Origin of the sequence: Leptospira ainlahdjerensis, assembly GCF_016919175.1 — a bacterium.
GTDB lineage: Bacteria > Spirochaetota > Leptospiria > Leptospirales > Leptospiraceae > Leptospira > Leptospira ainlahdjerensis.
On the sequence record NZ_JAFFPU010000075.1, the window covers coordinates 482,554 to 497,031 of the forward strand.

Genomic DNA, 14,478 nt, shown 5'->3' on the forward strand with positions numbered 1-14,478 from the left:
AGCCCCGGCCGCTTGTTTTAGGAGATCCTTTTTAGCCAAGAGCCAGAACCTCTTCTACTAAACCATGATAACATTTGGAAGCCTTTCCTTTTGGCTGGTATTCAAAAAGAGTTTGTTTTAACATATGAGCTTCTTCCACGCTTACGGACGGAGGAATTCTTGAGGAAAATAATTTCAAATACGGTTCGATCATCGGTTCCAAGGTTTGGGAAAGGGTCGTCCTCGGATTGAACATTGTGAGAACTGCGCCCAAAACTTTCAGAGAAGGATTGAAACGTTTCACGGTATTCTTATGAGCGTCTAAGATGGCTTCGATTCCGTCCAGGGAAAATTTCGAAACCTGAAGAGGAACCAGAAGTCCCGTCGATGCTACAAACGCATTTAAGGTAATCATGGAAAGACTCGGAGGACAATCGATGATGACATAATCGAAATCGTCTTTGATCGTTTCCAAAGAATCTCGCAGCTGGAAGAATCCGTCGATTTTTCCGGAAAGCATCACATCCACTTCTGCGAGCGACGGATGGGAAGGACCGAGTTTCAATTTTTCCATTCTTGTGGAAATCAAAACTTCGGAAGGATTGCCTCCGTCTCGGAAGATTCTATAAAGGCTTCTTTCTCTTCCATCTTCGAGAGAAGACGCAATTGGTTTTTCCGCCGGGAAAACGGAAGTCGCATTTCCCTGGGCGTCCAAGTCCAGAAGCAAAACACGCTCTCCTTTCAAAGCGAGACCGAAGGCGAGGTGAACCGCCGTAGTCGTCTTGCCGACTCCGCCTTTCTGGTTTGCTATACAGAGGATCTGTTTCATAAAAAATCCGTTGCCCGTAGATTCCGCTTTCCCGAGACTACATTTAGAGATCGTCTTCCGAGGATTAGGGATAGAATCCCCGATCGGTTTGGGATGACAATCCGGAAAAGGAGATACAGTTGGCAGAATTTGAAACAGTCATCGGACTGGAAGTGCACGCACAACTCAATACGGAATCGAAGATATTTTCGACCAGCGCTACCAAGTTCGGCGCTCCTCCGAACTCTCAGACAAATCCGGTTTGTTTGGGTCTCCCCGGCGCCCTTCCGGTCCTGAACGAACTGGCTCTGGAAAAAGCAATCATGGCGGGACTCGCGTTCGGTTGTGATATCACACTCTTTACGAAATTCGATCGAAAGAATTATTTTTATCCGGATCTTCCGAAAGGTTATCAAATCTCCCAGTTCGACAAACCGATCTGCACGGGCGGCGGCGTTACCTTTACGATCAAAGGAGAAGAATCTTCACGTTATGTGCGTTTGACGAGAATTCACATGGAAGAAGACGCAGGAAAGTTAATACACTCCGCGGATCCGAACGTTCCACAATCCTATGTCGATTTAAACAGAGCCGGAACTCCGCTTATCGAGATCGTCTCCGAACCGGATATGAGATCCTCTGACGAAGCATACTATTATCTGAATTCTTTAAAATCCGTTCTGAAATACATCCGAGTTTCCGATTGCAACATGGAAGAAGGCTCACTCCGTTGTGATGCGAACGTTTCCATTCGTCCGAAGGGATCGGATAAATTCGGAACAAGAGTTGAAATCAAGAACCTCAATTCTTTCAAAGCTGTGAAAGCGGCGATCGACTACGAAGTCGAATGGCAAAAAGAAATGGCTCTCGAAGGAAAGACCTTTCAACAACAGACAAAACTCTGGGATTCGGTTGCGAACAAAACCGTAACGATGAGAACCAAAGAAATGAGTCACGACTATCGCTACTTTCCGGACCCCGATCTTCCGGTAATCATTCTCCAAAAAGAAACGGTCGAACACGTTCGCACAAAACTACCCGAACTTCCGAACGAAAGAAAAAATCGTTTTGTGGAAAAGTTGGGACTTCCGAAATACGACGCGGAAGTTCTCACTGCGGAAAGAGAAATCGCGGATTATTTTGAAGACGCTCTCAAAGTTTCCGGAGACGCAAAAAGAACTTCGAACTGGGTGAAAGACGAAATTCTCGGAATCGTAAACAAAGAAAGCATTACAATATCAGAATTTTCTGTTTCTGCGGAAAGAATCGGCGCACTTGTAAAGCTCATCGCGGACGGAAAGATTTCCGGTAAGATTGCAAAAACCGTTTTTGAAGAATTATTAACTTCCGATAAAGACGCCGAAACGATCGTAACCGAAAAAAATCTTCTCGTCGTGAGAGACGACAAGGAAATCGAAAGAATCGTAGAAGAAGCGATTGCAAACAATCAAGACGCGGTCGCAAAATACAAAAGCGGAAAAGACCGCGCGTTAGGCGCCATTGTGGGATACGTGATGAAGATTTCCAAAGGGAAGGCGGATCCTGAATTAGTCAACCAACTCCTCTTGGATAAGTTAGGCCCGTTGCCGCCGAAAGGTTAAGAATCTTTTGCTCATTCCAATTTCGATATTCTACTTGAAAGAGGCCCCAAAGCCCAATTTAAATAGAATATCGAGAAACGGTGCTTCACCGAATTCTTCCAATAGGACAGTTTCTTAGAAAGAATCGCTTCCAAACCAAAAATGACAACTTCGAAAGAGTACGAATGGATTCGTGAATTCTATGGAGAGAAAAAGGCGGAAAGATCCCAAGTTCCTTTGATCCGTCATATCGATGAAGGATTGGAAATCCTTTCCGAAATCGGGGCGAGCGAATTTGCAAAGAGAGCGTTTTGCCTTCACCCGATTTTTCAATCAGATACGGACCTGCGTGAAAATCATCCGAGAGCGAGCGACGTGGAAGGTTATGTGATGATGCTCGTTATGGAATATCGAAAGACGGCAAATTCCTATCTTTCGAAAAGAACGATTCAATCCATAGATGAAATCGAACTTTCACCGCTTCTGGAAGTAAATCAAATGCTCTATGCGGATAAGATTCAAAACCAAAAAGATTTTCGAATCTATCACGCAAGTTCTCATGGTCGTTCCCAAGAGTTAGAGGAGTATTTTAAGAATTGGTTGAAACGATTAGAACCGGTCATTTTTCCAAAGGCTTAATTTTATAATTTCTATCTTAGAACTGCTCGATTCCGGACCTTGATTCCTAAGCAAGTTTTTTTCAAAGCATATAATTTGTCGGAAAAATCAAAACGATGACTCAGAACAAAATTACGAGAAGCGAGAAAATCTTCTTCGTCCAAAAGGGACAAATTCAATTTTAATTATATAATTTATGAAACTAAGTAAGAGCGCGTAATCCTAAAAATAAATCCGCCTCTATCAAGCCCTAGCAAGAAAAACGCCGGAGTCCCCACAGATTCCTTCTTTCTATCCATATATGAACTTTCAAAAAGATGTATGGTTGTTAAATTTTCATTGGAGTTCCGACCCTTTCAAACTTTTGGGAGAATTCAACGAAGATCGAATCCAAACGAAGAAATTGAAAACGAAGCATATTTTTAGAAAACCAAAAAAGAGAAACAAAAATGGTTCCATTTTATGAAACGAAGAGAATCCGTATCGAGAGCCCGTTTTACCGCGGCATTTTTCCCTAAAATCCGCGCTTCCATTTTCTACACGAACTTCAAAATTTCTTCTTTCTAAAAAGTTTCGGAAATCGGTCTAACTTATAAATTTCGGACCATTAGACTCTTGACGTCGGATTCGCCGAAATTCTATTATGTCCCTTACAATGCAGGATTTCGCCCACCTTCATCTGCACACAAACTACTCCATGCTCGACGGGGCTATCCGTATCAAAGAGCTCATGCAACACGTCAAAGAACTTGGCATGACCTCGGTTGCAATGACCGATCACGGAAACATGTTTGGAGCCGTTGAATTCTACAACGAGGCGACAAAACAAGGCGTAAAGCCGATCATTGGAAGCGAATTCTACGTTTCTCCCAACCGCAAACAAGAAACCGAAATGGTAAAAATCGCGGATGGAAACGCGTATCACCTGATTCTCCTTGCAAAGAACGAAGAAGGTTATAAAAATCTAATACGTCTTTCCAGCAAATCGTATACGGAAGGTTTTTATAAGAAGGCGAGAATCGACTACGATCTTTTGGATCGACACAGCGAAGGCCTTGTCTGTTTGACCGCTTGTCTCGCCGGAGAAGTGAATCGAAAAATCCTGGAAGGAAAGATCGACGAATCATTTCAGCTCGCCGGCAAACTTCATGAAATCTTTCGCAAAGAAGATTTTTACTTGGAGATTCAAAATCACGGAATTCCCGAACAGATGATCGTCGCGAAACAAATCTATGAGTTCGGTAAAAAAACAGGCATTCCTTTAGTCGTTACAAACGATTCTCACTTCCTAAAAAAAACGGACCAAGAAGCTCAGGACATTCTTCTCAGAATCGGAATGCAGAAAAGAATCACCGACCCGATGGAATTCGGTTTTAACGGCGAGTTTTATGTGAAGAGTCCGGATGAGATGGCGAGAATTTTTCCCGAAATTCCGGAAGCATTCCACAACACATTAGAAATAAGCAATAAAGTAAATCTTAAACTTACTTTCGGCAACTATCTACTTCCGGAGTTCGAGGTTCCCGAAGGGTTCGACGCCGATTCTTATCTTGAAAAATTGATCTGGGAAGGAATCGAAAGGAAATATCCTAGTTTAACCCCGGAAATCAAAGACCGAGTCGTCTTCGAACTCAACACGATCAAGAATATGAAATTTGCGGGTTACTTTTTGATCGTTCAAGATTACATCAACTATGCAAAAAGAAACGGAATTCCGGTCGGACCCGGGAGAGGTTCCGCCGCGGGTTCGATCGTAGCATTTGCGCTCGGAATCACGAACGTAGAACCACTGCAACACAATCTCCTCTTCGAAAGATTCCTAAATCCCGATCGAAAGGACATGCCCGATATTGATACAGATTTCTGCGTGGAACGGAGAGAAGAAGTCATCAATTATATCCGAAGACGTTACGGAGAGGAACGGGTCGGTCAGATTATCACATTCAACTCACTTGCCGCAAAAGCCGCTCTTAAAGACGTCGCGAGAGTTTTGAATCTTCCTTTTGGAGAAGCCAACGATATGACCAAGGCGTTCCCGAACAAATTGGGAATGTCGATCGCGGAAGCGCTCAACACTTCTTCGGAGCTCAAAAACTTTTCCGAAAAGGACGATATCAATCATAAGATCTTTGCGATCGCTCAAAGATTGGAAGGAAACTATCGTCAACCGGGAAGACACGCTGCGGGTGTCGTAATCTCTCCTTATCCTCTCGAAGAAGTAGTTCCTCTTTCCACAGTGGCGGAAAAAGAAAGACCGGGTTTTCGATCCATCGTAACTCAATACGATAAGAACAATCTGGAAAGTATCGGTCTGATCAAGATGGATATCTTGGGTCTTAAAAACTTAACGACCCTGGATCACGCAATCAAACTCATAGAACAAAGAAGAGGAAATCGAATCAACCTAGACGAGATTTCCTACGAAGATCAGAACACTTACGCACTTCTTCGAAAGGCAAACACCCTGGGAATCTTCCAGTTAGAATCCACGGGTATCACGGATCTAGTCGCTAAAAGCCAGGTAAGTAACTTCGACGAAATCGTAGCCTTGATCGCGTTGTATCGTCCCGGTCCGATGGGGGAAGGGATGTTGGACGAATACTTGGATCGTAAATCCGGTAAAAAACAAGTTACCTATCCGCATCCCGCTTGCGAACCCATTCTAAAAGAAACCTTCGGTGTTCCTGTTTATCAGGAACAGGTGATGAGTATCTCCCGCGTTGTCGGAGGATTTTCCGTCGGTGATTCCGACATGCTTCGTAAGGCGATGGCGAAGAAAAAAGCCGACCTTATGGAAAAACTGAAAGGGCAATTCGTAGAAGGCGCGGTTAAGCAAGGCACACAAGAAAAAGTCGCCAAAGATATCTTCGAACAATTGGAAAGATTCGGTGGTTACGGATTTAACAAGTCCCACTCGGTCGCATACGCGATGATCACCTATCAAACGGCTTATTTAAAAGCGAATTATACGATCGAATATTTGACGGCTTTGCTCGCTTCCGACCACGGAAAAACAACCGATATTGTAAAATACATCAATAACGCTCGAGAGATGGGAGTTCGAATTCTCAATCCGGACGTTTCCGAATCTCAGACGTCTTTCAGCGTGATCGACGATACAACGATTCGTTTCGGACTTTCGGCGATGAAAGGTGTGGGGGAATCCGCGGGCGATAGTATCATTCAAGCAAGAACCAGGGCGGGCGGTTTCAAATCCATCCAAGACTTTGCGCTCAACATCGACACGAGACTGATCAATAAAAAAGTGTTCGAAGCTCTCATCCAGGCCGGTGCCTTGGACTCCTTCGGTTTTACGAGAAAATGCCTTTTCGAGTCTGTGGACTCGATTCTTACTTTTGCTCAAAAAGAGCAGGAGAGAACCAACGAAGGTCAGTTTTCCCTTTTTGGAGGAAACGAAGGCTCTTTCACTCTCAACCTTCCCAAAGACGCACTCGAATGGGAAATCGACGAAAAATTAAAAAGGGAAAAGGCGGTAGCCGGACTTTATCTATCGGGTCATCCATTAGATAAATATGAAAAACAACTCCAAAGTTTACGAACGATTCCAATCGAAAAGTTCGACGATCTCAAATCGGGAACCAAGGTAGAAGTAGCCGGAGTTATCTCCTCCAAAAACGTAAAACTAAGCAAGCGGAATGAGGAATTCGCAAACTTCAAACTCGAAGATAGAACCGGCGAAATCGAATGTGTTGCCTTCGCAAGAACCTATCAGAAATATAAGGATTTTATAAAGGAAGACCAAGCCATCTTTATCAAGGGCGATCTCGATAAGATCGAAGTTGGAGACGCGGAACTTAGAGGTCAGATCAAAGTAAATAGTATCGAAATTTTAGACGACGCTACCATAGAAGAACGACTGGAAAAATCACTTCATCTTCGTTTGGAAGAAAGACACACCGAAGATCCAGAGTTGATTCCAAAACTTTACTCTCTTCTCGCTTGTTACAAAGGAGAATCTCCCGTATTCTTTCATATCGTGGAAAATTCCGAGGAAAAAAGAGTGATCCGGGCGCACGACACGTATTCGATTCAGCCGGTGCAGGAACTTTTTTTGAGACTCGCAGATTTGTTGGGAGATCGTTCCGTTTTTTATTCCATAGGGGAACAACTCAAGCCGATTAACAAGAATAAGATCACGGGAAACGTGGGATAAGTTTTTTTTCGAATTTCTATTTCGCCGCAATCTGATCTCAAACGGACTTCAAGTCCGTATTCAGACTTTTTTCAATCAGATTTTTCTCGGAACATGGTTTCTTCATTCGAGAAAGCGGGAAATTACGACGGATTTTTTCCGAACGTCCGCGGATCTTGCTTCTAATGTTTTCAATACGTGAGGCGCTCTTGAAGGAATGAGACTCACTACTTACTTGCAAGTCGAATTTCTGAGAAGAGAAGAATCTATACTTCGCAACAATTTGAATTCCGTATTTTTTAAAACAATGCATTATATAAGCGGAATCATCGAAATGTTTTATAGGATTACATTGGATCCGAATCAGAAATTATTAACTTTGTAATCTGCTTTCTCGAAGCGTCTATACTTATCTTTTAGCAAGACATCGTCGGAGATTCTTTGTTTTTTAGACACTTACTGTCATTACATTTCTGCGTTGTCCGACTTTGTATTTAAAATCAAAACCCATCTTGTCGAATAGCGGTTTGAACCCCATAAACCTATAACTCGGAGAATCAGGGTCAACTGGATACGCTTCTACGTATTGCGCTCCATTGGCTTTGGCATATTTTATTGCCTCTTTAATAAGTTCTTCAGTTATTCCTTTTTGCCGATATTCCCTCTTGATAAAAAAACAGACCAAAGACCAAACATTATCCAGTGTGCTGTCTCCTTGCAATTCTCTATAACTATTTCTTGGTGCAATGGAACACCAAGCAATAGGTTCAGAATTTTTTTTACATAGAAGTCCTATCGGAAATTTATTCTCAACATATTTCTTTAAAGAATCTTTTTTGTCGGTTTTGTTTGAACGGTCTTTTCCTTCCATATTACGCCATACCATACACCAGCAATTATGGGGGCCGCCTTTTGATTCAAATAACGTTTCCAACTCAGTCCAGTTGGATTTGTCAACAGGTATATAAAGTAACGCTTTCTTTTCTTCTTTAGTCATTTTATTTTTATTGTATAATTCGTCTTCGCCGGCACCTAACAAAACTCAGGCGAGATTATTCCAATCACTCAAATAATTAGAATCTAAAGTCTACTCACGTAAAAAGTAAAACTTCTCTCGTTTACGTTCCCTCGAAAATCCCAGGCTACGACCTTAATCGTGTTTTCACCCGATTTTAAATTGAGATTTCCGACCAAATACTGGTCTTTATGATAGAGATTCGTAAACGCAAAACCGTCCGGATTCTTCCATTCGGATGAAGAATATTGTAAAGAACCAAATTCCGCAGACCGGAGAGCCTCCCCGTTTAAGAAATATTGAACCTTGGTGATTCCTCTTCTCTGCGATTTTTTTTCTCCGGCATCCACGATCGAAACCGTAAAAGGAAACTCTTTCGAAAGATTGATATTATCCCCATCGTTGATATTCGTAAACTTTCCGTTCACGTGAACAAGAAGGCTCGAAATTTCAGGAACGGCGCTATCCGGAATCGGAGAAAGAAATTTCAGAGGATCCAGAATTTCCAATCCGTATTTCCGAAGTACAACAAAGTGAAGATGGGCTCCGCTGGAGTGACCGGAATTTCCGGTGACTCCGATCTTTTCTCCGGCCTTGATTAAATCAGGTTTTAGTAATTTAGAAATTCTGCCGTCCTTTAGATGGTAATAGGCGGTAAAGTTACCCCCGCCGTGATCCAACCAAACCGAATTTCCGGTCCCGAGTTCATCCTCAAAAGGATGATCTTCCGCGTAACGGCTGTATAAGACTTTTCCGTCCGCCATCGCAAGAACCCCCTCGTTCATGGAAGAAATATCCATTCCATTATGAAAATGATCGCCTCGAGATTCGCCAAACGTAGAGGTAATTTTGTTTTCCAGTTGATCGGTTTTGACTGGAACTAGATAATTTATTACTTTATTATTTTCCGCTTCCATGCTCAGATGGAACGCGGTCCAGATCGCGATAAAGAGAAATCTTTTCATTTGGACTTAAACCTAGTGCAAGTAACTCATACAAAATGAATTTGTCAAAAGATAAAACTATAGACCTCGTCACCCGTTGCGGAGAAGGAGATGGAGAGGCGCTCAAGCAGTTTTTCGAAATCTATTCGGAAGATATTTACAATTTTCCGATGAAGATCTTCCATCTGAGCGAGGACGACGCCGGAGACTTTTTCATCTACGCATTTGAAAGGCTGAAAACCGGTTCCCGTTTTGGGAGCTTCCGTGGAAAATCCAGTTTTAGAACCTGGTTTTATTCAGTTTTGCGGAATATGCTCATCGATTGGCAAAGAACCAAACGAGAACTCAAAGTTACTAACCTCGGTAAAATCAGCAAAGAAGGGAAAGAATACGCAACCATAGAAGACGAACCGGATACTCGTCCCGAGTTGCACGAAGAGGCCGTTGAACTCTCCGATCGATTCAACCAAGCACTGGAAGAAATCGGCGTAGATAAAAGAGTCATTTTTAAACTTTCTTATATCTACTACCTCAACTTAAACGAAGACGAAGTTCAATATCTGATCGATAAAACCGGACATACCGCACAAACCCTCAAAGACAAGATTCTGGAACTCAGATCGGAGCTTTCCAATCGGGAAGAAGAAAATATTAGAATGGAGGACAAAATTACGTCCCTTTATTTGAATATTCTCGATCTCAAAGAAAAACAGAAAAATACCGCGAAGATATCCCCCATTCTTCCCATGGAAGTGGATAAAACTTCGCATGCACTGAAAAAGAAATACGAGCAGCGTAAAAAGTTACTGGATAAGAAGAAAAAGGGGCATTTCCTCGCAAGAACGCCCTATAAAGAAGTTGCCGATCTCATTGGAATTTCGGAAGGAAACGTAAGCGTCACCCTTTTGCGTTTAATTGAAAAAATTCAGAAAAAGCTCGATTTTAGTGATTTGGATTTTTAAAAAATTCCGTCTTTTTAACCTATTGGAGAACCAAAATGGATTCGGGATCAGAAATAAATCAAAATAACGAGCTTTTGCTCTCACTCTTGAACGGAGAGTCGGGCAATGTGGAAACAGATAAAAATCTGCAGAATCAGCTCATACAAATGGAAGAATCGATCCAAGCAGGAATTAATTCCGCGACTGTATCGTATTTAAACCAAGCCGCTCAACAAGGAAAGTATTCCGAGTTTCAGGAAACTATCGATCTGCAAAAAGCCGATCTAAAGGGATATTTGGCGAAGGACGTACCTGAGTATTTAAAACGTTATGTTGCTCTGGAGTTGGCGAGAAAATCCCCTTCCAAGGAGTCTATCGTAGTAAAGCTGGGAAAGTCAGGCGCGCGAATCTTTGAAAGCCTCGTGGAATCTCTGCAAATCAATACTCGAGTGGACTATGCACCTTCCATGCGTTCCGCAGTAACGAAGGATCCGTCTGAATTCGTAGTCTTTGAAGAAAAGGTTCTCGATAATTCGAAGTTCACTTATCAATTGGTTCAAGAAACTCCGGAAACCGCGTTTTTAAGCGTTAAGATCGAATCTCCGGACGCAGACTCTTTTCAAAGAGTGAATCTCTACAAAGATACTAGGTTTATCCTTTCAAATCAATTCAACAACGAAGGAATCGCCAATTTCTCCGGATTGAGAGAAGGAAAATATACCGTAGAATTTCAAGGAAAGGACCATTCCAAATCTTTGGATTTGTTCATCCTGCTCGAAGCCTAAAATATTAGAAAAAGTTCCCGAATATAAAAACCTCCACTGCGAAGAATTCAAATCCTCGCCGTGAAGGTTTTTGTTTTTTATTTCAGCGTAAAAAAAGAATTTCTGGAAAAATCGCTCCGTTGTTATAATCTGATCCTGGATTCATATTTATGTTAAACTTGATCATAGACAGAGTCGGAACCGTTAACGTATTTAACATCTTAGATACGTCCGGAAGCGGGTCGGAGTCGCACCTTCAATCTACGATCGACGAAGACCTCATTTTAGAGTATATTAAGGAAATTGAAAATTTAGTCAGAGTTTCCAACGCTGTAAACTCCAAAGGAATGAGTCAAAAGACTCTCGAAACCGAAATTCTTCACGAGTTGAAAATCCTCGGAGAAACCTTTTACGATCAATTTTTTCCTGCACCAATCCAGGAAAAGCTCCGTCTCACAACGGAAAAATACCTTCACTTGAATATTGATCCAAAACTCGGAGTCATTCCATGGGAATTACTTCACGACGGAACCTGCTTCTTATCCGATAAATTCTTCATTGGAAAAACAGTGAGAGGAGAATCCAGCCAAGGTTCTTATAAAGAAAAAGAAAAACTAAGAATGCTCATCATTGCGGACCCCACCGAAGATTTGGAATGGGCGCAAAAGGAAGGAGAACAACTTTTCAAAGTGTTGAGCGAAAAAGTCTCACCTTCCCGACTTGAAATCGAATTCATCGGCGGAAAACAAGTCACAAAATTGAAACTTCTTTCTTTGATCAAAGGAAAGAACATCATCCACTACTCCGGGCATCTTTTTTTCTCCGATGATCCTTTGGAAAACGGATGGCAGATTTCCGAAGGAAAAATTCTTAAGGCAAGGGAGATTAAGAATTCGGGATTTAACACCGATTTGGTGTTTAGCAATTCTTGTCAGTCGAATTCAAACGCATCCAGAACGCTCAACTCCGATTTGATGAACAACTTTGCCGGAGCCTTCCTCATGTCAGGAATCAAAAGTTTTATCGGAACCAACTGGGAAATCATAGATAATCAAAATACGATCGATTTTACGATTCAATTCTATTCTTATTTATTCAGCGACAGAAGCATCGGAGAGTCTCTTTTCTTAGCCAAAGAATACGCCCGACGAATTTTTGATACCAACGACTTGACCTGGACCAACTACTCTCTGCATGGAATTCCAAACCAGCAGATAATGACCGACCCTACCAAGGGAAAACCAATTCAGAAAATCATCAATCCATCACTGATTGCAAAATTCTATCCTTCCAACATCGCGGCCTCTTATTCTAACTTCACTCAAAGACAAAAAGAGGAGACTGAATCCTCTTTCGAACTGATACAATCTCTGATTTATTCTTTTGAAGAATTTTCCAAAATCGTCGGCGGAATCATTTTCAGCGACCACCAGCATCATTCTTTGGGAAAATATATTCCGAACAATCCCGATGACGCCGTTGAAATCAAAAAGTGGTGGGATTTAATCTATCAATGTTTGAGCGATTTCAAAAAATTGGAAATCAGTCCTTTGATAAGCAACATTCAGGAAGTCCTTCAAATCAACAAAGATACGATTCAAAAAATGATTCAGTGGATCGAACTTTACAGACGCGGCCAAATTCTAAAAGATTCGGCGGACGGTTATCTGATTTCATTTCAGTATTATTATGAGAATTTGCTAATGGAGCTGGAAGAATTGGAAAAGACCAGCATCTTCCTTGTTTCCACGAATTCTAACAATCATCTTTTCTTTCGCGGAATCAAACCAGAAACTTCTCTCGTAGTAGCGCCAGTCGTAAAACAGGATTATATCGGAGAACAGATAGAAAAGTTTCGAGGGAAGGTAATCGTATTCAACGAGAATCGAATGACGATCATTCCGATGCTTTGTAGCGTCATTGAAAATCCGGAGACAAAGGAATTAGAACTTAGCTTTCCAGGATTCAAGACCGAAAAAAACTCCATTCAGAATCGTTGATCCTTGAGTCTTTGCCAACCCGAAAACGGTAATTTTTCCTGCGGCTCCTGTTGCGGTATATTCAACCTAGATCTAAATCCGGATGAAATCCGAAATCTCATCTCGGAAAGAACGAAAGAATTTAAAAATTCAGTCGACTTTCAGAAATCTTGGACCATGGCCGAATATCGAAAAGTCAGGGAGAAAAAAGAAGAAAACATACAACGAAAAGACGAACATACCTACAATTGCCCCTTTCTTGGAGCATTTGATAAAAGAATCGGGTGTATGATTCATCCTATTTTTAGCGGCGATCCTCTGAGTCAAAATTATTCTTTTTACGGAACTTCCATCTGTCAAGGTTACGAATGTAGAAACATGGAACGCAAAACGGCCAAACTCTGGGAAGCACTTCTCGAAGAGATGGAACTGGATTCTTTTACATATTCTGCGATTGCTTCCGATTACAAGACGATCGATCTAATCGAGGAAACATTTTTAAACTTAGGAATTTCCAAAGAAGAATTATTTCAGAAAAAGAAAGAGACCCTGAAAAAACTGATTCAAAGAAAAATCGATCTGAACGTAGCGATGATGAATACGTCCTTTGAAATTCCGATGGAAGAAGAAAAACTTTCTCCGAGAGAATCTTTAATTCTAAGATTAGATTTAAAATTTACACCTGACCTGCTCTCCGAGATGGAAAACTAAAATTTCTATTACTATCATTGATTTCAAAAAAACCGTTTAAAAGAATCAACTTTCGCCGCAACTTTGATTCGAACAATTTCCAAATACGCACCAAATACATTCAAATTTCAGAATATACAAAATTGACACCATGCAATATCAATCGAATTGAAAAAAGGAATTTGATTCTATTTTCAATTAAAGGGGTTTTATAAATAATTCGATTGGACGAAAGGAAATTTTTGAAATTGAATTTATGAACAATTGGAGAGGATCAAAGTCCTTCCTGCATTTTAAGAATACAGGAAGGAAAAGATTAGTTTTTAGGGGTAGTAGAGTCTGCTTTGGACTTTGAAGCACCGTTCAAAGTTGCTTTCGCAGATGAAACGCCTTGTTCTACTTTAGATTTGACTTCCTCTACCTTAGAGTTGACTTGACCCGCAACGCCCTCTACGGAGTGAAGAGCATCTTCGATATATTTTCTGAGATTATTAGCGACCTCGGATTGATCTTGAGCTCCTTTCGATGCAAGTTCTTTGAATTCTTTTTCAACTTTAAGAAGGATGCTGTCCGCTTGCTCACGGAGGGATTTTGCCGCTCCAATTGCAAAGTTAAGCGCTTCTTTTATTTCTTTTTCCATAATTGTTTTCCTCTGTTTTCTTCACTGAGAATAGACCAATTTTATGCAGCGCACAATAAATTGTCAAGTGCGATTTCAGGATCCGGAAAAGCCTCAAAAAGACCTGGTGTCATACAAATTTAGATCTTTGCTTAGTAAAATCCGGTAACTCTAATTGCTCTTTTTGTTTTAGACTGAAGTTTATATAAAAAGAGACATAAGGATATTTGGATCAAAAAAAGCTACTTAGGAATTTCCATTTCAAGAATGAGAATAACGAAGCTGAGAATCTTTTTTTAGGAATTCCGACATAAGGAGGATTTAATTTCTTATTGAAAAAAGCTTTTTTAGTCATTAGAAAGATTCCCTGATTATTTGCCGCGAACCC

At 41.2% G+C, this 14,478-nt stretch carries 11 protein-coding genes; 7 read left to right on the forward strand and 4 right to left on the reverse strand.

What is annotated here, in order from left to right:
• Window positions 1–31: 31 nt before the first annotated feature.
• Entirely contained in the window at window positions 32–808 is a 777-nt protein-coding gene (locus JWG45_RS20750; RefSeq protein WP_205281496.1) for a ParA family protein, read from the reverse strand.
• Window positions 809–927: 119 nt separating this feature from the next.
• Here JWG45_RS20750 and gatB point away from each other — a divergent pair, with 119 nt between their 5' ends.
• The 3 genes from gatB to dnaE all read left to right on the forward strand — a co-directional run bounded on the left by gatB (window position 928) and on the right by dnaE (window position 7,159).
• A complete protein-coding gene (gene gatB / locus JWG45_RS20755; RefSeq protein WP_205281497.1) occupies window positions 928–2,388 on the forward strand; it encodes an Asp-tRNA(Asn)/Glu-tRNA(Gln) amidotransferase subunit GatB in 1,461 nt (486 codons plus the stop codon).
• 141 nt (window positions 2,389–2,529) lie between these two features.
• Complete coding sequence (locus JWG45_RS20760; protein WP_205281498.1) at window positions 2,530–3,006, forward strand: hypothetical protein; 477 nt, start codon at window positions 2,530–2,532, stop codon at window positions 3,004–3,006.
• Window positions 3,007–3,640: 634 nt separating this feature from the next.
• Window positions 3,641–7,159, forward strand: a complete 3,519-nt coding sequence (gene dnaE, locus JWG45_RS20765) for a DNA polymerase III subunit alpha (protein WP_205281527.1) — start codon at window positions 3,641–3,643, stop codon at window positions 7,157–7,159.
• A 427-nt stretch (window positions 7,160–7,586) separates the two neighbouring features.
• On the opposite strand, the gene JWG45_RS20770 is transcribed toward dnaE, so the two are convergent.
• Together JWG45_RS20770 and JWG45_RS20775 are read right to left on the reverse strand one after the other, a co-directional pair.
• The gene (locus JWG45_RS20770) at window positions 7,587–8,135 is read right to left on the reverse strand and encodes a GNAT family N-acetyltransferase (RefSeq protein WP_205281499.1); all 549 of its coding nucleotides are present in this window, start codon (window positions 8,133–8,135) and stop codon (window positions 7,587–7,589) included.
• 83 nt (window positions 8,136–8,218) lie between these two features.
• On the reverse strand, window positions 8,219–9,118 hold the full coding sequence (locus JWG45_RS20775) for a M23 family metallopeptidase (RefSeq protein WP_205281500.1): 900 nt from the start codon (window positions 9,116–9,118) through the stop codon (window positions 8,219–8,221).
• Between the two features lie 35 nt (window positions 9,119–9,153).
• Between JWG45_RS20775 and JWG45_RS20780 the strand changes: the two genes are divergently transcribed.
• The 4 genes from JWG45_RS20780 (at window position 9,154) to JWG45_RS20795 (ending at window position 13,492) form a co-directional block, all read left to right on the forward strand.
• Complete coding sequence (locus tag JWG45_RS20780; protein ID WP_205281501.1) at window positions 9,154–10,059, forward strand: RNA polymerase sigma factor; 906 nt, start codon at window positions 9,154–9,156, stop codon at window positions 10,057–10,059.
• Between the two features lie 35 nt (window positions 10,060–10,094).
• Complete coding sequence (locus JWG45_RS20785) at window positions 10,095–10,823, forward strand: hypothetical protein (protein ID WP_205281502.1); 729 nt, start codon at window positions 10,095–10,097, stop codon at window positions 10,821–10,823.
• A 149-nt stretch (window positions 10,824–10,972) separates the two neighbouring features.
• A complete protein-coding gene (locus tag JWG45_RS20790) occupies window positions 10,973–12,802 on the forward strand; it encodes a CHAT domain-containing protein (RefSeq protein WP_205281503.1) in 1,830 nt (609 codons plus the stop codon).
• 3 nt (window positions 12,803–12,805) lie between these two features.
• Window positions 12,806–13,492: a hypothetical protein gene (locus tag JWG45_RS20795; protein WP_205281504.1), complete on the forward strand. Its 687-nt coding sequence runs from the start codon at window positions 12,806–12,808 to the stop codon at window positions 13,490–13,492.
• Between the two features lie 295 nt (window positions 13,493–13,787).
• Here the strand turns inward: JWG45_RS20795 and JWG45_RS20800 are convergent, their stop codons facing one another.
• A complete protein-coding gene (locus JWG45_RS20800; protein ID WP_205281505.1) occupies window positions 13,788–14,111 on the reverse strand; it encodes a phasin-related domain-containing protein in 324 nt (107 codons plus the stop codon).
• Window positions 14,112–14,478: the final 367 nt, after the last annotated feature.